Genomic DNA, 16,543 nt, shown 5'->3' on the forward strand with positions numbered 1-16,543 from the left:
AACATGGATCAAGTCGAACGAGACAATTGGCAAAGGGTTTTGGAAGCCCTAGAGGCGGCCGGTGACCGTGAGAGCGGCTTTTATCGCAGGGCTCAAGCGATCTGCAACGGTGAGCCAGATCCCTTGCTCGAGCAGGAGCGGCAGGATCAGGAGCAGAGAGAGCAAAGCGCATGAGCATGAACCCGATCGAGCGAGGCTTGGAACAGTCCTTTGAGCTCGAAAAGTGGGGCCGGTTCATCCGTGAGTGCGATGACATCGACACCCTTCGAGAAACAGCTCTTTCTTTGGTACAGCAACTCGCTCAGCTCAAGGCTTCCAGTGCCTGGATGGCAACACGTGCTTCTGAATCCGAAAACGCCAAATTGGAAATGTTGGCGGAATTGATCAAGCAAAAAAACGTCAATCAGGAGAACGTATGAGCATTGTTTCCAGGCTGAAAATCTCGGTTGGATTGCGAACCATGGCGATCACTGGATCTACGGCTGCTGCCGTCTCGTTGGCTTCTGCATGGCCGAGTCATGCCAGCTGGGCGCCAAAACCTGAGCCCAAGTTTTGGAGTGAGGTACGCCAGCAAATGATGGATCAGGAAACGTCTGCACCATCGGATTGGACGTTTATGGAGGCGATGCAATCCCCAAAGATCGACGCGGCTGAATATCTGCGTAACCCTCGCCGGCGGGATCAGGCTGTGACCTTTACGGCTTTGTTGTTGATGCGCAAAGGGGATGGCAATCCCTGGGGAAGTCGCCAGTTGTCGATGCGCGCCCAGTGTCTTGAGGGGGTGTTGGAACGCCAGGATCAACAGGGAGGGTGGAGTGTTTACCCAGGGCGACAGGGAACGGCATCCAAGGTGAATTGGATTTGTGCACAAGTTCCCAATCCCTGAGCCCCTTGCCAAAACTCTTAGGAATAGGTACATATGTATTGACTGAATTGGATCATCCCGGTGACCACTGGATCCCCCGAGCCGCTCACCACTGCTCAGCAGGAGCTTTACGACTGGCTGTCGGACTACATCGGTAGCCATCGCCACAGCCCCTCTATTCGTCAGATGATGCAGGCGATGGGGCTGCGTTCCCCCGCTCCTGTGCAAAGTCGATTGCGCCATTTGCAGCAGAAGGGATGGCTCACTTGGCAGGAGGGACAAGCGCGCACCTTGCAATTGTTGGGGGATGTGGCGTCGGGTATTCCGGTGCTTGGCGCTGTAGCGGCAGGTGGATTGGTGGAAACCTTCGACGATGTGCAGGAACACCTTGATCTGGCTCCCGTGCTCGAAACCCGGGGCTTGTTTGCCCTCACTGTGAATGGTGATTCGATGGTGGATGCCCACATCGCCGATGGTGATGTGGTGCTGATGGAACCTGTGCAAGAGCCGGGTCGCTTACGTCAGGGCACGATTGTGAGTGCTTTGGTGGCAGGCAGTGGCACCACCCTCAAGCATTTTCACCTTGATGGAAGTGTGGTGCGCTTGGAAGCGGCGAATCCTGCTTACGACCCCATTGAGCTGCCGGCAGAGCAGGTGCAGGTGCAGGGCAAATTAATGGCGGTGTGGCGCCAGGTTTGAGCTCCATGGCGGTGTAAGCTTCGCCACGACAGCGAACAAGCCTGCGGGCTTTGTAGTTGTTAATGGGGCCATAGCTCAGCTGGTAGAGCACCTGCATGGCATGCAGGGGGTCAGCGGTTCGAATCCGCTTGGCTCCATTGGGATCTCACTCCCTGAGACTGGTGAGTGAGTCTGATTCTTAAGTCTGATTTCAGGTAGTCTGGTTGCTTGACCTTTTCCACCACAAGTGGTGGTGATCTTGAATCTTGCAGTTACTTGCCACAGCATGTAGCTTGATTTAGTCGAAACTCGAATTTTCTCGATTTAACGATTCGTCTGTGGAATCACGATGATCACCCATCGCCGCAGGCTCTACAAGTCACTAGAGCAGCTGACGGTCTGCTGGTGCACCAGGTGAAACGGTTGGAGACGTCAGTGTCACAGGACTCGGGAACGCTTTCCCCCTGGGCTTGATAAGCAGACGAGAGAAAACGGGATCAACCAGCCGGATCGTGGACAGATAGCCGGTATTGGATTTCGTTGTTAATTGACAACAATGACTTCGCCTTGGAAGCGCACCCCTGATGCTGCTGAACAGCTCGGCGTCTCAACCGACACGCTCAAGCGCCGCCGCGATATCGCTGGTGGATTTTTAGAAAACGGACGCGATTACAACCTCGGTCCGAGCCGCAATTCATCGATCACCTGGAACGTTGAAAACGTACGTAGTGCATTCAATCAGCGCGGTCTTCTTGTAAGAAAGGAGGGTTGATCGTGCAAAAAAAAGACCCCCGCTACGGCAATAGCGAAAGGCCCAATATCGATTTGTTTATTCTATTTCAGGAGCACGTCCCTCATCCAACGACCAGCGCACAGGAATTGGTGCTTGAACGCCTGTGCGAGATGGATTTAGAAGCACAGGAGAAAGGTACCAATCCTGATCCCTTTGTTGGTTATGGCAGAGAAACAATGGCGCACATTGCCCGTTGTTTGGTTGCGTTGTCCTTAGAAAGAGGCGGACTAGATGAAGCCAGCGTCATTGCAGCTGCGATCTGGATCCGCAGTATTTGGGCATCCCTTGATGAACGCTATGGGGAAGAATCATGATCAATGATCCCCAGCTTGTTCAAGAGCTTGTTGGCTCTGGGCTACCTCCAGAGATCCATGATCAGCTTGGCTACTGCAGCGTCACTATTCAAGAGGCAAAGAAACTTACTGGACATGCGCAGGAGGGCTGGCTTGTTCCGTACTGCGACCCTGATGGCAAGCCCTATCAGCACAACGGCAAGGACTTTTATCGCCTAAAGCCACGCGGATTCAAGGACGGATCTCCCAAGTATCTCAGTCCTGCAAAAGCTGGCTGCAGGCCTTATTTCAGCCCACTTTTCCCTAAAGGCCACCTTGGAACAGGGCGGAACTTGTTCATTACTGAGGGAGAGAAAAAGACTGATTGCTTGAATTTCAATGACGTTCCAGCCATTGGCTTGTCTGGTATTTGGTGCTGGAAAGACCAGCGGTCGGGAGACTCACAGCCAATTCCTGAGCTCGAGGTGATTGATTGGAAACGAGATGTGTATGTGGTTTTTGACTCAGACCTGACTCTCAAACCTCAGATTCGGGCGGCACTCGTTGCACTATGCAAATGGCTTGCAGATCAATCTCGTCATCCCTTTATCCCCAAAGTTGTTCAACTTCCTTGTGAACTCAATGGTGACAAGAATGGTGCTGATGATTTCATGGTGCGTCACGGGCTCGAGGCTTTGTACCGGCTGGTCAAGATTGCCCAGCCCTCTGGTGAGTGGATTTTTGATAAAAAGAAGAAAAAGTACTTTTTTACTTTTACCTGGACGCCAGAACCAAGCAACATTCACTACATCGCAACACCATTCAGCACGGTCTTAAAAGAGCACTACGCCGAACATCCATCTTTTGGCACGTACGAATGGATTGGCAACCATTGGAGCCGAATGGAAGACCGTAAGCCCCTCATGAGGCCCATCCATCAGCTGATGGATGAACACGACTTTCATACCCGCGGCAATGGCCGCATGAACTCCATCCATGACCAGATCACAGCCTATTTAGAGGCCAGGAATTGGGATAACGAAAATCTGGTGGCCTTTTCCAATGGCACTCTTGATTTAACTACTAATCAGCTGTTGTCTGGTCACCGGCAAACCGATCGGCTCACTTTTTGCTTTCCGTTCAATTATGACCCAGAAGCAGAGTGTCCCCAATGGCTTGATTTCATCAAGAAAACCTATACCAAAGCTGATGGCACGCCCGATCCAGCTGTTGTGAATGTGCTTAGGGCCGCATTCCGTTGGACGATTTGTTCTAAGCCAGTTGATGCGGCTTTCCCTTATGAAGTTGCCTTTGATGTTGGCGGCCCTAAGGGATGCGGTAAGGGCGTGACATCCGAGGTGTTGCGGGCACTGAATGGCGGGAGCCATGGCGTTGGGACACTTAGATCCAAAATGTTTGGTGACCCGGATTCATTGGCCAGCTTGCTGAATAAGAAGGCCGCGATTGATTTCGATAGCTCTGGAATTGTGACCGATCCTGGATGCTTCAACAGCATCGTTAGCAATGAACCGGTTCAGATCTGGATCAAATACAAGAACAAGTGCGATGCCCGCTTGGGATGCGTGATCTGGCGTTTTTATAATGACCAGCCGCGTGTTGCTGATGATGGCGGGGTGGAAGGAATGTCCCGCAGGATTATTACTTTTTCTATTCCATTTTCGGTTAGCAACAAGGATCCGCACCTCAAGCAAAAGCTTATGGAAGAGCTTCCTGGGATTTACCAGTGGGCCATGACTATGAGCGAGGAGGAGATGGCACAGGCATTTGCCGGTGCAGGCGAAGTGGAAAGCCTGGGAGCGGCGTCCGTCGACGCGCAACTTGATGCCAACCCATGGCTGCAGTATCTGATTGAAATTTATCCGGATGGAATTAAAGAAATCCCCGCGCGGAATCTCTATGTCCGTTACCGCGAATGGTGTGAGGCAGAAGGGCGCAAACCGATGAGTAATACCAGGTTCGGTCGAAAGCTGAGGAGGGTGGAGGGTTACCGGCAAACCCTCCACAAACGCTCCACCAAACACTGCACCGTGTACGACATCAAGCCGCTTAAGGATGTTGATTGGGCTGACTTCTTTGGGATCAAACGTGGTGGTGGTGGGTCCAACCCACCACCGGTGGAGCGTTCAGAGGCCAACCCACCACCTCCAGATCAAAGCCATTGCAATGGTTCTGGATCAAAGGTGGAGGGTATGGATAGTTCAGGGCAGCCTCACTTCAATGGTTCTGAAGATGTTGTTTCTGTCTCTATAGAGAAAGGTGGTGAAAATAACCCTCCACACCCTCCACCGAGCACATGCACCGCGCGTGTTCAGGCCGCGATGAAGGCTGGATGTCGCAACGAAGATTTGATTCTTCAATGGTGCACTGCCCGGAATTTGAACCTGAGCCGCACAGAGTGCCGAAGAGTGATGAAACGCCTAGAGCAGGAGGGAGTTGTGTCAGAGCTGGTCTGTTAACGAGACCAGTGCTTGGGAGTGCTGATGAGCACTCCTCCTGATCTTCTTTGCTGTTTTTTCCTCAACTATCTGCTGAAATCTCACAGCAACCATGGGAGAAATCCGCGCAGTCTTTGCCAATCCGCAATTCAATGGCATGGAGGCGCTTTACGAGGCCACTAGCGCAATGCTCAAAAATGGCGGTGGCTGGTCTGGTGAACTCAATGGCCGCATCGTAAATGGCTCGATTACATCGAAGCTTATTGATCTCACTGCCGTCTCATCTGCGGAGATGACTTTTGATTGGCGAATTAAACGCAACCTTGATAGAGGTGAATTTGTTGCATTAGATCTCTCGCAAGATGGCCAAAATTGGGAAGAAGGTGTTGCAATCCTTAGAGGCAACCAAGATCAAGAAAATACTTGGATTGAAGAATCTATCGATCTAAATGATTGGGTTGGCGGAGAAGTTCAAGCTCGATTTAGAGGGTCAATGTCTGCTAGCAAGGAACGTGTCAATGTTGACGATATTCTAATTACAGGGTCACTGATCCAAGAATCCGATTCCCTCTTTTCGAATACTATGGGTTTGATTGGTTAAATCCCGATCGTTCGAGGTGCTATTTCAGGATAAGAGCCTCTGCATCAAGTATGACTAAGTAAGCGGTATTGGATATCTAGCGCATTAATTTCCAAAACAAGAGTCAATGTTTATGAGTGGGTCCTTCCTAGCTAATATTAAGTGGGGTGATTCAAGACCTGTCCATGTGCCCGGTTGATTGCACCCCTCCTGTCCCAAGAAGCCATGAGCGCAGCGGCGCGAGCGCTGGAGGCGTCCGGCTGGACGGCTGCGGTGGCGCTGGGGGTGGACGAAGTATTGGAGGCGTGACCGTCTGATCCAGTGATGCAACTTCTGCATGGCTGAGCCGCCAAGGCTGTGCTGAGTCCGTTGTTCGGGACAAGATGAACGAACAGCCCAGCAGCGCCTGGGCGTAGGTGAACAGATTGATTAGCTCATCCGCGGCGACCTCCGCGGCGGCGCGCAGATGGGGCAGGCAGTTCCGCTGCCGGCTCGTCGACCAGCAGGCTGATCCAGGGAGATCAGCGAAGCGGCGACCCACCCACACGCATCGGCACCGGCCGCGAGGAACCAACTGCCTGATCCCTTCGACTCAACCCACGCCAGCCAGGCTCCAGGCTTCCTGGATCCAGAGCTTCAGGCCAGACGCCAAACTCTGTTCCTGCTCCTCTTCCGGCAGGTTCCACTGGCTGGCGTAGCCGCGTGCCAGGGCTTCGAGTTCCGGAAGATTGGGGATCGGTACTTTCGGCCAGAGGTGATGGCCCAGGTGGTAGCTCCCGTACCAGGTGACGATGCGCATGATCGGGGAGCGCGCATGGGCCAAATTGCGTGTTTGTAGCACCTGCTGCTGCCAGTAGCTGTAGCCCTTCCCCTCCGCTGAGGTGGGGATATGGAACGCCGCGATGTGGACCATGAACATCGTGCTGAACACGACGCTGGTGATCAGGGCGCAGCGCACACCGGTGAGGGCAACAAGCAGGCCAAGCCCCAGGCCCGGCAATAGGGCCTGCAGCCATTGGTGCTGACTCAGGGCTCGATATGTGCTGATCCCCACCATCAACAGGTGAAAGGCGGGGATGGTGATCAAAAACGGAAGGGTGGTGATCAAAGCTCGCAGTGGCAGAGCCAAACGGGTGAAGCTGCGCAACATCCCATCGCGGCGCAGCAGGCCGATGTAGTCATCCAGATCCTTATCGACCAGCTTGCCCACATCAATCGAACCATCACTCAGCAGCTCTGGCTTCTCCTGGGATGGCTTCGCGGACCGTTTCTGGATCAGCTGGCCTTGGTAGTCACCCGTGAACGCATGATGGCTGTAGTGGGTCTGCCACTGCTGGGCATTCATCCCCGTGACTAGGCTGGTGAGATTCAACCAGGCATCTTCTTCCGCACCATCAAGGCCATCGCCGTGGATGTGGAGAATCTCGTGCTGGAAGTTCAGGATGGTCAGCGCAAAAACCCCTGCGGCAAAGGCCAGCCAATCCGCGATGGGTGAGCCCCAAAAGAGACTGGCTTCCAGCCCGATGCAAGCCAGGTACAACGTCGCCCCCAACCCGAAGTAAACCCCATATGCCAGCCATGGCTTTCGCCAGGCCGACTCAGGAGGGAGCGGGGGGCGAGAAGGGCCATCCAAGGTCCCATCTGCTTTCACCATGGTTGCACCGTTCACTGGGCACTACAACTATGCGGTCTAGACTCCTTTTCCTGTTGTCCAGGGTTAACGATTTCAGGGGCCAGAACTGTCCAATAAAAGCCACCCAACTCAGTTCTTGTCAGGCCACCAGCTGCCGCGCTCGATTAGTACGGCTAGTCCCACCAGGCTGATTGCGAAGACGCAGGTGCCACCCCAGCCCCACTGGCCCCAGAACGTAGCGATCGCCGCTGAGCAAGCCGCTGCCCCCAAATAGGCGATCAGAAACAGCTGGCCGCTCATCCGGCTGCGCGCCGCTGGATCGATCGCATAGATGCGGGCCTGATTGGCCACAAAGCTGCACTGCACTCCCAGGTCCACCGCCATCAGCCCAAGGGCCAGGGCAGGAATAGCGCTCGCCTGCAACCCCAGCAGCAGCACACCGCCACCGGTGCACAGCACCCCTGCTAGCACGATGCGGTCGGGCCCCTTCCGGTCGACCAAGCGGCCGATGGTTGGGGCGGCCACGATGCTCACCAGCCCTACGAACCCGAAGCTACCGATCAGCGCCGGCCCAAGACGCCAGGGTGGTCCGGCCAGGTGCAGCGCCACCGCGCTCCAAAGCGCCATGAAGCAACCGAACAACAACCCCTGCGACAGGCAAGAGCGGCGCAGGCGCGGATGACGGCGCCACAGCGTTATCAGTGATTTTTGTAATGACCAATACGACGCGCCGCTGGTGGGCGGCAAGGGCGGCAGGCGGCTACGGAACAGCAGCGCCACCCCCACCATCGCCACGGCCGACAGGGCATAAATCGCGCGCCAGCCCCACAGCTGGGCCGCCACCCCGCTCACGCTGCGTGACAGCAGGATTCCGCTGAACTGCCCACTTAGCACGATGCCCAGCATCCTGCCGCTGCTGGCATCCGGCGTGAAGGAGGCCAGGAAGCTGGGCAGCAGTGAGGGGATCAGGGCCACCAGGCCCAGAGCAAACCAGCTGCTCACCAGCACCCCGAAGCTCGGCGCCAGCAGCACCGCTCCACAGGCCAGGGCCATCCCCAGGGCCAGCAGCGTGAGCATGCGTCGCCGCTCGCTGCCATCCCCCAGCGGCAGCAGAAACAGAAAACCCAGCGCCATGCCCAGCTGGGTGGCCATCGGCCCCTGCAGCACCGCGCCCGGGGGCAGCGCAAACGCCCCCTGCACCGCCGGCAGCAGCGACTGGGAATAAAAGGGATTTGCCACGCTCACCCCGATGGCCAGGGCCATCAGCCCCAAGGGCGGCAGGGCAGGTGGCTTGCTTGCAGGGTCAGTCAACGGCAGGGCTCACCGCAAACGGACTGAGTCGGAGTTCCTCGCTGATGCCCAGCTGAACGCGCCATTCGCTCAGTGGCCGCTCCCAGCCCTCTTCCCAGCGCTGGGCTAGCACAGGTGCACACACGCCACCGAGCCGCAGGCCGAAGCTCACCGCGTCGGCCAGATCGGGTGTGGTGTCGTTGAGGTGCGCGCGGGAGAGCAGATCGGCTGCCAGCAGAAGCACCGGGCCGGGCTGGCGCAGTTGCCGTGCTCCGAAACCGTTGAGCGCCACCTCGCCCGGCAGCGTGGTGGGGAAACCTGTGATCAGGTGCCACAGGTCGTGGCAGGCGCGCGTGCGCAGCTGCAGGTATTGGTCGTCGTCGGTGAGTTGGTCCAGCCCTTCAGGGCGGGGGATCAGGGTGAGTCCTTCCTGTTGTAGCAGCGCTCCGAACGCCTGGCCTAGGCTTCCGGCGGGCATAGCGGCCAGCTCCTCGATGCTGGGCCAATGGCCCCAATAGCGCTCGCCAACTAAGGCGGCGATCTCTGGGTTAGCCCGCAGCCGCTGACGGGCCATCCTTGCCAGTGGACTGGAATAGCTGTGGTTGAGGATCGCCAGGGCGCTGGGCACTCGGTCGGGCTTTTCAATCAGCTCCAGTAGCGCCGGCAACGTGGCCTCCAGATGGGGCTTCTGCTCTTCTGCGAAGGCGCTGGTGGGCTGCGGCGTTCTTGCATCGTCCCGTTCGGCTTCCGCGAACAGGTTCGGAATGTTCAGCATGAGGCGTCGGTCGGGCAATCGAGGGTGAACAGCCAGCGGCCAGGCACGTCCGGCGAAGGGTCGAACCAATACTGCTCCACCAATGTAAGAAACACCTGACGGGGCAAACGATCCGGCGGCAGAGCGAAAGCCGCCAGCATCCGTGCCAGATTCGCCCTGATCCCTTCGGTGGGTTTACGATAGGCCGCTGCATAGGCTTCTAAATCCCCCACCTCAAGCACACCGTCGCAATCAAGATCCAGGCAGTCGAAGAATGCGCCGGCAGCCCGTGCGATGAAAGCTTCAGCCTGTGGGCGCATCCCCAAAAAAGCCTGCACCACGGGGGCATGTGAGTCCACGAATTCCAGCTCATCCACCACACCGTCGTGGTTCAGATCGCGCCGCTCTGATTCATGCGCATAGGTGCCCAATAGCAGCCCAAGCATGTCGGGGAATGGGGTGTTTCGATGTTGCCACCGTGCCGCCAGTGCTTCCGCCACCTGCTGGAAGTCGCCTTCGACACTCAGGGAGCCATCACCCTGCACGTCGTAAAACCGAAACAACTGCCGATAACGGCGCTGGAGTTCGGGATCCATCGAGTTGCCGATCAGCAGGAATTCTGAAGCTAGCTGGGTGGTGTTCAGCCTCCTGTTCAGCTGGATTGTGGGGCTGAGCCCTGATGATCCGATCTTGCATCCCATCACGTTTACCAAAAACCGAGAGCGGCTGCTCAACGAACAGATCATGGAGCGCTTCCTGGAGAAGCGGATGGCATCTCCAGAAGTGAAACCACTACTCAGCGACGAGTACTTCTCAGGGGATGGCACGCTGCTGCAGGCCTGGGCGTCCCATGCATCCCTGGAGCGGATCAATGGGCAGGACGATCCACCGCCGCCACCCTCAGGCTCCGGTGAGGGCTTTGGTGCTCCAAAGTCCGGCAAGAAGTGAGCCAAAGGGAATTTCCGAGGCATCAAGCTCAGCAACAAGACCCACCGCTCCAGCACCGATCCCGACTCATTCCTGTGCCGTAAATCCAAGGCGCATCCTGCACTGTCCAGCTACCGGAGCCACGTTCTCATGGACAACCGCTATGCCCTGATCGTCGGCTGCCGCGTCACCCAAGCGACGGGCACCGGATAGCGAGTGCCGCCAAGGTGATGGCGGTAGATCGTCCCGGTACTCACAAGAAGACCACCGGCGCTGAACAGTGAGCACTTACATCAAATCTTAATAAGTTGAAGGGAGGAGTTCCATTTAATAAGAGTGATACGAGAATTGCCCTCCCCTTAAATTCACAATACTCTTGTTTATGAAGAGTATGTCTAAGCTTGAGAAGCCAATTTGATGAGAATTGACTTAAGGGAGAACCGAATATCCTTCCTATGAATACATCATCGCCATTATTGCTGTTGATCTCATCCCCCCCCCCCCCCCCATTCGAGTGATTCTTTTCAGGGGCTTATCCCCCAAAAGAACTAAAAGCTGACGCCCAGTTGCCACGCCATCAGTCTGTACATTTTTTCTTCAATCAATAGAAGAACCATCCACTCTGATTCAACCTCACCAGTCACATCCCCACAAAGCTCTTCGATGCCGAGTGCAAGCCAAGACTTGTAGCTATCAGCGTCATTAGCTCTTAGTGTCATCAATGGCTCTTCAGCAGAGCCAGCGTCATCTGAGTGTTGAGGGTCATGTGTAAAAGGGGACTTCTCGAAGGATTCACCGCATCAAGTAAACCCCCAACTCGTGGTGGGTCTGGTTAATACTTGGTTGGGGCAGTAATTGCAATATCTTCTGTGGTAAAAAGGGTCCTTGCTGGCTAATATTAAGTGGGGTGATTCGAGGCACGCTGTTTTTGTAGGCAATGCGCGAAAGAATAGTTAGAAGATTACACGTATTGCAGACTTTTTCCCACGCCTAATTTAATTCATGAGTGCAACTAAGACATTGATTTCTGTTGCTGAAGCTGCCGAAATTCTTGGTCGATCCAAAAGTACTGTTTATGCCGCTCTGAATTCGTCGCCGCCAAGGTTGCATTATCAGGATGTACGGCGACGGTTGCTTTCAAGGGAAGGTCTTGAGGCACGTTTCGCCCGATCAACGCGTCCAAGAATTGATAAACCTCAGGTGCAGCCTTCAGCGCCGATGGGCAAGACAACAAACGATTTTGAGAAGCAATGGGAGATCATTGCAGAAACTGCAAACAAAACCCTTGACTTCAGTGCTTGGTCATCACCGCCATGGACGGGTCAGCAGTGGGCGGTCTTGGCTGGATGTATTGATATCGCTATTGAAGAGGTCAACTCCGAGATTTGAGGCGGTGTGACCACTAGAAAATATTTTTCAGAGTGTTAATTAAGTGATTGTTTCTAGGGATTTAATCGCAGCATCAACTGCGATTTTTGTAGAGGCAGTGTCAGTCCATTGGCCGTAATGGCGAATGTGGGTTCGTAAGTCATGCCCCATCATCCACGCAGTGTCTCTTAAGGGAACTGGCTGGGGATAATACTTTGCCGACCTCCATGCATAGCCATGCCTTAGGCAATAGGGAGTTAGTTCAGGATTTTTCTGTTTCAGCGTTTGCCAGGTTGGGTTTCGATCGAGGTATTGGCGGAATGTGTGGCCGCAGGCTTTGTAGGCGTCTGGTTCGAGGGTTCTGATGCTTTTTGGGAGCCTCACCAATCCGCTGGCATACAGCTGAACGAGTCGGGCACCTTCGCCTGGTATCTCCTTTAGCGGTAGCTCAACAGCATTCCTTGGTGGTTTTCGCTCATCGGCAGTGTGAGCGTTGCGCTTTACGTTGCCGACCATCAACTCGCCATCTTCAACGTTCAGAACCATTAGTTCCGCTGGACGAAGACCAAATAAGCCAACGAGCCCAACGGCGAGCCTTAATTCAGGATCTGACTCCAAACTATTCAGCAGGACTAAAAGTTCTTCTGGTTTGATCGGTGTTGTTGGTTTGGGCGTGGATTGCCGCTTACCGATCAGCTCCTTCATGTCGTCGCATTCCAATGGCAACCACTTTTTGCTCGCTCCGCATTTGTTGACGGCAAACTTCAGGAACCGTGCGACGTCCAACATGTTGCGTTTTCGCCCTGATGATCCTGGCTCCATCTCCATCAGGTGTTTTCTGGCATAGAGCCGCATCAATCCACCACCATCGTGTGCGGCACCACTTCGAGCAGTTATTAGAGCCACGGCTCTATTGATTCGATATTCCTCGTGTTCTGCGTAGTTCGTTGCTTTTACGGTGCCTGAACCAACCCGACTGTCTTTGTAACGTCCTTGGACTTCGCTCCAGTTCAGGTCGACACCAGTGACTTCAGGGCTATTTCTGACCAACTGATATGCGTCAGTCATTCCAATGTTGAGTTGATCCATTCGGTCGACGAGCTCACCAATCAGGTTGAGAACCTTGCGATGACTCCCTCGCGTGAAGAGCAGATCGGTCGATATGAATTGCGTTCGACCGTGGCGAGCATTGCCAGCTTCAGCCTTTCCAATTTTGAAGCGACCGTATTGATCTTTGAGGCCCCACCCAGGTCCGTAGTCACCTTTGACGCCTTGCCGGAGTGTTTTTAACCACTGCTGCGCCTGAGCCATGAGTCTCTTTTTGGCGGGCAGGTGACTTAAGGATGTCAGAAATGAGTCTGATTTTCAAGTCTGATTTCTGCTATTTCTTGCTGCAGCAGGCTGTGGCAGGTTGTCGCGTCTTCCCTAAGAAAGCCTAGTGTCACTTAGGTTTTTGCTGTTGTCGCAACGCTTCTCAGGTTCTGCTGGCTTTTCATGGCATGCAGGGGGTCAGCGGTTCGAATCCGCTTGGCTCCATTTCAAGAATAAAACCAGTTACTAACAGGTTTTTTGGCGGCTTGCAAGAGTCGCTTTTTTAATGCCGAAAAAACTCAATATCATTTTTGATGCACAAAATGATGCGCAAAAATTTGGTGTCCTGAATGGCCGCGGCTGTTTCCTCCGTTATCTCATGCGAACAGTCTTTGCCCAGCAAGCAGTTGTTTGCCATCTCTGGAGTCGATCTGGATGGCGTCACACTTGTGCTGAGAGCTATGTGGTGCGCCTCATGCTCGCCATAGATGAGCTTCAACAAGAAGTACTGCTGCGGGTCACCAGGTTGGCTGTATTTGCTTGAGTGATATGGCGTGTTTAGAAGACGAACAGATGAAGGAATAGGGCTAATCCGAAGGGGCAATGTCACTCATCCTCGAGTGAGTTGGGCTCATCAAGCAAATGAGTTGATGTAGAACTGGGCGAGCCGATTTCTAGCTGCAGCCGTGCAAATTAGCCTTAATTATTTATTAAATAAACAGCATTTTTGATTAATCTGAATGAGATAATATGACTCCAAAGGCTAAATTATATTACCTTCAGTTTTTAAAAAAAAATCCAGAAGCAGTGCTGATGAACTTAGTGTGATGAGCATCAGTCTTAAGGATGTGGTCAAGCCCAACTTTGGTTTTCAAGGTGCCTTGCAGGGCGCTGGTACACCGAACCAAGCGGGAATCGGCGGCTTCTTGCCACTGTCTGTTGTCGAAAACAGTGTGTTCTTTGCTGATGTGCTTCTCAATGCCAATTTTGCTGATTACGGCGCTGTAATGTTAGATTTTTCGTCTAAAAAAAGTATTTATAATTTCAATAAACTGTTCATTACGGTCGATGTATGTCTTATGCCCTGCATTAGATAACACTTTCAGTTGAGCATTTAGACCAATCCTGTCTTTTGCATTCTGAAGTGTTGAGGGTGTTGCCGTGTCGTTATCACCACAGATCAACAGTGTTGATGCTGAAATTCGATCTAATCTGGGGAAAAGTCTAAGGTAGAAAGGACCCCAGAATGTACGAACTCACTGGATCCCCACATGCACTCATATAAAAGTTTATTTGTTCGTCGGCTCTCACTGCATATGAAATCAGTCGCCTCCTTGTTTAAACAGAAATGACGCTTCTCAAATTCATCTTTGATATCAGCATCAACCCTTAAATTTGACTTTATTGCTTGTAATAGATGATTGCAATCCTCAATCCATTTTTGTGTTGAAAGTAATGGAGAGGAGAGTATCAACTTGATTACACGTTTTGGGTGACTCAAGCAAAACTGAGTCATGACACTGCCACCCTAGGAGTGTCCTAAGAGGTGCACTCGCTTGAGGTGCAGCTGATCAAGAATCTGAAGTGGCTCAGAAGCAAACCGCTCCAGTGTCATCTGTTTTGGAGATAGTTCAGCGGGTGATGAAATCGAGCCGAGCTGGTCATAGAAGATCACCGGTCTCTGATCTGCAAGCTGATTGAGAGCGTCATATAGACCGATGCTGGAACCTCCTGGTCCTCCGTGCGTAACCAACAAAGGAGTCCGCATGAGTGCTTTATCAGCATGGGGCTGATATACACGAACTTGAATTGCTCCGCCATCCACTGAGACGAACTGCACCTGTTCGAGCGAATGGCGATTGATAGCCATGATGAAGAAACTGGAGACTTATGTGCACACTACTAATAAGCGAGAAAGTGCAAGCTATTGCTACGTCACGAGCGGGATTTTTTATTGCCGATTAACTGGGCACGGAACCCATGTTTTGAGGTTGATTCTTTTGCGTGTGAGACTTCCTGCGACGAAACTGATTGAGCCGCTGATGGCACTGAGAGCTCTACAACACCCACAGGGGTCGTGTGTGTAGCTATCGATCTCCCCATAGAATTATTTATCAAAACACTTCAATAAAATATGAGTAAAGACTTTTTCTCGAATCATGTGAAGAGAACAAATAAATTAATCTCAATGGCTTGGTTTTGCAAAAAGGACTGCCATGAACGATTAGTTCCGAATTGCAGACCCGCTTAACTCTGAAAAATAAGCGCTGATGAAATGCCATAGGCTTTTTCAATACGAAAAGCAAAAATAACCGTATATGAATCCTTTTATTGATATCCTTTTCAAACGAAGAGCGTTTTTTATTTGTGGATCTGCAAACAGCTGGCGCCTTCCTCCGTATTATTCTCAATCTCATGGCCTTGGCCGATGATGATATTTCTACGGAAGAGAAAAAAATGATTATTCATCTCGAAAATCAGTACTTTGATAAAATTAAGATTAGCAATTGGGATGAGGCATATCGTGATTCTAAGGACCTAAAGGTTGTTGCTGAAAGTGTGCATGAAGACTCGCGACTATTGATTGCAAGGCTCTCCTACATGGTTATTTCTTCGTCAAGAAATGAGTCAGGATGTGTTGTTAATGTAGACGAAAGAAATGCCTTCAAGCAGCTTACAAATGCTCTTAAGCTGAATGACGATGAAGTACAAATCGTGATCCAGGAGGCACTGATTGAGATGAGTAGTCAGTCTAATCTTTGGGATATTCTTTTCCAAGGATTAGGAAATCATTTTGTGATTGCTGGTCTGTGACATATGGTTGAGTTTCTCGAATCAGATATAAATAAAACTTCTCATGGTCGCAATTTTATCTGTCAAGCATAAGATAATGATATTTGGGCTAATCTTTCATTATTAGGCAACAGACAGTCTCTCGCTTAAGCCTGGATGGAGGGACATCTTCCTCATTCCTGACTGACATTCACCACCAAGGCTTAAGGCAGTTGCTTCTCAACTGATGATTATCAAGAATAAGACGATATTTTGCGCTGCTTAGGGATCTTCTGATTCTTCTTGTAACTAGCAGTTCATGCTATAAAAGAGTTATTGGTGATTCTATTGATTGAAAAAAACTTTTCTTGGTGCAGGTATTTTTCTTGCAATGAGACTATTTTGAAATGCTCATATTGTATATTTTATTTTCGCAGTCTGATTCCTTTTGTACGACGATTTGCTATAAAATGACCCACTGTGGCAAAAGCACTTGCTCCTAGGCCTGTCATGACTGCTTCTGTCCATGCTTCTCCAAAATGGGTTGGGTGTATCAGATAGTCTATAATCATTGTGATTATTGCTAAAAGAATAAGGGTCTTCCAGAATTGCTCGACTTTTAATATTTTTTTGGCAACAAAGTAAGTAGTTACGACTCCTAGACTGACCTTCAGTGCTGTGATGCCATGGTTCATCGTTATGGCAGCTAGGTTCCCTTGAACCATGAAGAGCATGCACGAGAGCCAGACTTCTCCGGCTCTTTCGATAAGTTCAGGTAGGTCTAAATCCTTCATTTTGAGTCTCTCATTGTTGGTTTTAACTAATATAGCTAATTGTGGCTTTT

Annotated in this window: 20 protein-coding genes, 1 tRNA gene and 2 pseudogenes; 14 read left to right on the forward strand and 9 right to left on the reverse strand. The window is 52.2% G+C overall.

All coding sequences use genetic code 11. From position 1 onward, the window contains the following. The first annotated feature begins 3 nt into the window (after positions 1 to 3). The 9 genes from SynSYN20_RS04420 to SynSYN20_RS04460 all read left to right on the forward strand — a co-directional run bounded on the left by SynSYN20_RS04420 (position 4) and on the right by SynSYN20_RS04460 (position 5,665). Positions 4 to 174 carry a hypothetical protein gene (locus SynSYN20_RS04420; RefSeq protein WP_170952885.1) on the forward strand — a complete coding sequence of 57 codons (171 nt, stop codon included), beginning with the start codon at positions 4 to 6 and terminating at the stop codon, positions 172 to 174. Next, positions 171 to 419 (forward strand): hypothetical protein, encoded by a 249-nt coding sequence (locus tag SynSYN20_RS04425; RefSeq protein ID WP_186524883.1) that lies wholly within the window; start codon positions 171 to 173, stop codon positions 417 to 419. Before SynSYN20_RS04420 ends, SynSYN20_RS04425 begins: the two co-directional genes overlap by 4 nt. Further along, a complete protein-coding gene (locus SynSYN20_RS04430) occupies positions 416 to 886 on the forward strand; it encodes a hypothetical protein (RefSeq protein ID WP_186524884.1) in 471 nt (156 codons plus the stop codon). Before SynSYN20_RS04425 ends, SynSYN20_RS04430 begins: the two co-directional genes overlap by 4 nt. Positions 887 to 940: 54 nt before the next feature. After that, positions 941 to 1,564, forward strand: a complete 624-nt coding sequence (gene lexA, locus SynSYN20_RS04435; protein ID WP_186525450.1) for a transcriptional repressor LexA — start codon at positions 941 to 943, stop codon at positions 1,562 to 1,564. A gap of 64 nt (positions 1,565 to 1,628) precedes the next feature. Then, positions 1,629 to 1,701, forward strand: a tRNA-Ala gene (locus SynSYN20_RS04440). 398 nt (positions 1,702 to 2,099) lie between these two features. Beyond that, on the forward strand, positions 2,100 to 2,315 hold the full coding sequence (locus SynSYN20_RS04445; protein ID WP_186524885.1) for a hypothetical protein: 216 nt from the start codon (positions 2,100 to 2,102) through the stop codon (positions 2,313 to 2,315). Positions 2,316 to 2,317: 2 nt separating this feature from the next. Then, positions 2,318 to 2,650 (forward strand): hypothetical protein, encoded by a 333-nt coding sequence (locus SynSYN20_RS04450; RefSeq protein ID WP_186524886.1) that lies wholly within the window; start codon positions 2,318 to 2,320, stop codon positions 2,648 to 2,650. Beyond that, positions 2,647 to 5,085, forward strand: coding sequence for a DUF3854 domain-containing protein (locus SynSYN20_RS04455; RefSeq protein ID WP_186524887.1), 2,439 nt, complete (start codon positions 2,647 to 2,649; stop codon positions 5,083 to 5,085). The genes SynSYN20_RS04450 and SynSYN20_RS04455 overlap by 4 nt, the downstream gene beginning before the upstream one ends. A 91-nt stretch (positions 5,086 to 5,176) precedes the next feature. Further along, a complete protein-coding gene (locus tag SynSYN20_RS04460; protein WP_186524888.1) occupies positions 5,177 to 5,665 on the forward strand; it encodes a hypothetical protein in 489 nt (162 codons plus the stop codon). Between the two features lie 151 nt (positions 5,666 to 5,816). Here the strand turns inward: SynSYN20_RS04460 and SynSYN20_RS04465 are convergent, their stop codons facing one another. From SynSYN20_RS04465 to SynSYN20_RS04485, 5 genes are all read right to left on the reverse strand, one after another. Then, positions 5,817 to 6,191 carry a hypothetical protein gene (locus SynSYN20_RS04465; RefSeq protein WP_186524889.1) on the reverse strand — a complete coding sequence of 125 codons (375 nt, stop codon included), beginning with the start codon at positions 6,189 to 6,191 and terminating at the stop codon, positions 5,817 to 5,819. Positions 6,192 to 6,236: 45 nt separating this feature from the next. After that, positions 6,237 to 7,298, reverse strand: coding sequence for a fatty acid desaturase (locus SynSYN20_RS04470; protein ID WP_186524890.1), 1,062 nt, complete (start codon positions 7,296 to 7,298; stop codon positions 6,237 to 6,239). 108 nt (positions 7,299 to 7,406) lie between these two features. Next, on the reverse strand, positions 7,407 to 8,540 hold the full coding sequence (locus SynSYN20_RS04475) for an MFS transporter (RefSeq protein ID WP_186524891.1): 1,134 nt from the start codon (positions 8,538 to 8,540) through the stop codon (positions 7,407 to 7,409). A gap of 40 nt (positions 8,541 to 8,580) precedes the next feature. Then, positions 8,581 to 9,342: a Coq4 family protein gene (locus tag SynSYN20_RS04480; RefSeq protein ID WP_186524892.1), complete on the reverse strand. Its 762-nt coding sequence runs from the start codon at positions 9,340 to 9,342 to the stop codon at positions 8,581 to 8,583. Continuing rightward, positions 9,336 to 10,067 carry an EF-hand domain-containing protein gene (locus tag SynSYN20_RS04485; RefSeq protein WP_255476372.1) on the reverse strand — a complete coding sequence of 244 codons (732 nt, stop codon included), beginning with the start codon at positions 10,065 to 10,067 and terminating at the stop codon, positions 9,336 to 9,338. Before SynSYN20_RS04485 ends, SynSYN20_RS04480 begins: the two co-directional genes overlap by 7 nt. On the opposite strand from SynSYN20_RS04485, the pseudogene SynSYN20_RS04490 reads away from it, so the two are divergent. Further along, positions 9,961 to 10,529, forward strand: a pseudogene (locus SynSYN20_RS04490) (IS5/IS1182 family transposase); the annotation flags it as partial. The gene SynSYN20_RS04485 and the pseudogene SynSYN20_RS04490 overlap by 107 nt on opposite strands. Before the next feature lie 267 nt (positions 10,530 to 10,796). On the opposite strand, the gene SynSYN20_RS14350 reads toward SynSYN20_RS04490, so the two are convergent. Beyond that, positions 10,797 to 10,967, reverse strand: coding sequence for a hypothetical protein (locus SynSYN20_RS14350; protein WP_222929755.1), 171 nt, complete (start codon positions 10,965 to 10,967; stop codon positions 10,797 to 10,799). 283 nt (positions 10,968 to 11,250) lie between these two features. On the opposite strand from SynSYN20_RS14350, the gene SynSYN20_RS04495 reads away from it, so the two are divergent. After that, the gene (locus SynSYN20_RS04495) at positions 11,251 to 11,637 is read left to right on the forward strand and encodes a helix-turn-helix domain-containing protein (RefSeq protein ID WP_186524893.1); all 387 of its coding nucleotides are present in this window, start codon (positions 11,251 to 11,253) and stop codon (positions 11,635 to 11,637) included. Positions 11,638 to 11,676: 39 nt separating this feature from the next. Here the strand turns inward: SynSYN20_RS04495 and SynSYN20_RS04500 are convergent, their stop codons facing one another. Further along, the gene (locus tag SynSYN20_RS04500; protein ID WP_186524894.1) at positions 11,677 to 12,927 is read right to left on the reverse strand and encodes a hypothetical protein; all 1,251 of its coding nucleotides are present in this window, start codon (positions 12,925 to 12,927) and stop codon (positions 11,677 to 11,679) included. Between the two features lie 286 nt (positions 12,928 to 13,213). Here SynSYN20_RS04500 and SynSYN20_RS04505 point away from each other — a divergent pair, with 286 nt between their 5' ends. Beyond that, on the forward strand, positions 13,214 to 13,471 hold the full coding sequence (locus SynSYN20_RS04505; RefSeq protein WP_186524895.1) for a hypothetical protein: 258 nt from the start codon (positions 13,214 to 13,216) through the stop codon (positions 13,469 to 13,471). Between the two features lie 262 nt (positions 13,472 to 13,733). Beyond that, positions 13,734 to 13,928: pseudogene (locus tag SynSYN20_RS04510) on the forward strand (carbamoyl-phosphate synthase); the annotation flags it as partial. 527 nt (positions 13,929 to 14,455) lie between these two features. Here the strand turns inward: SynSYN20_RS04510 and SynSYN20_RS04515 are convergent. Then, positions 14,456 to 14,797 (reverse strand): alpha/beta fold hydrolase, encoded by a 342-nt coding sequence (locus tag SynSYN20_RS04515; RefSeq protein ID WP_186524896.1) that lies wholly within the window; start codon positions 14,795 to 14,797, stop codon positions 14,456 to 14,458. Positions 14,798 to 15,342: 545 nt separating this feature from the next. Between SynSYN20_RS04515 and SynSYN20_RS04520 the strand changes: the two genes are divergently transcribed. Continuing rightward, positions 15,343 to 15,741, forward strand: coding sequence for a hypothetical protein (locus SynSYN20_RS04520; protein ID WP_186524897.1), 399 nt, complete (start codon positions 15,343 to 15,345; stop codon positions 15,739 to 15,741). Positions 15,742 to 16,124: 383 nt separating this feature from the next. On the opposite strand, the gene SynSYN20_RS04525 is transcribed toward SynSYN20_RS04520, so the two are convergent. Continuing rightward, complete coding sequence (locus SynSYN20_RS04525) at positions 16,125 to 16,424, reverse strand: hypothetical protein (protein ID WP_186524898.1); 300 nt, start codon at positions 16,422 to 16,424, stop codon at positions 16,125 to 16,127. Positions 16,425 to 16,543 lie beyond the last annotated feature (119 nt).

The sequence above is a fragment of the Synechococcus sp. SYN20 genome (assembly GCF_014279555.1).
Classification (GTDB): domain Bacteria; phylum Cyanobacteriota; class Cyanobacteriia; order PCC-6307; family Cyanobiaceae; genus Synechococcus_C.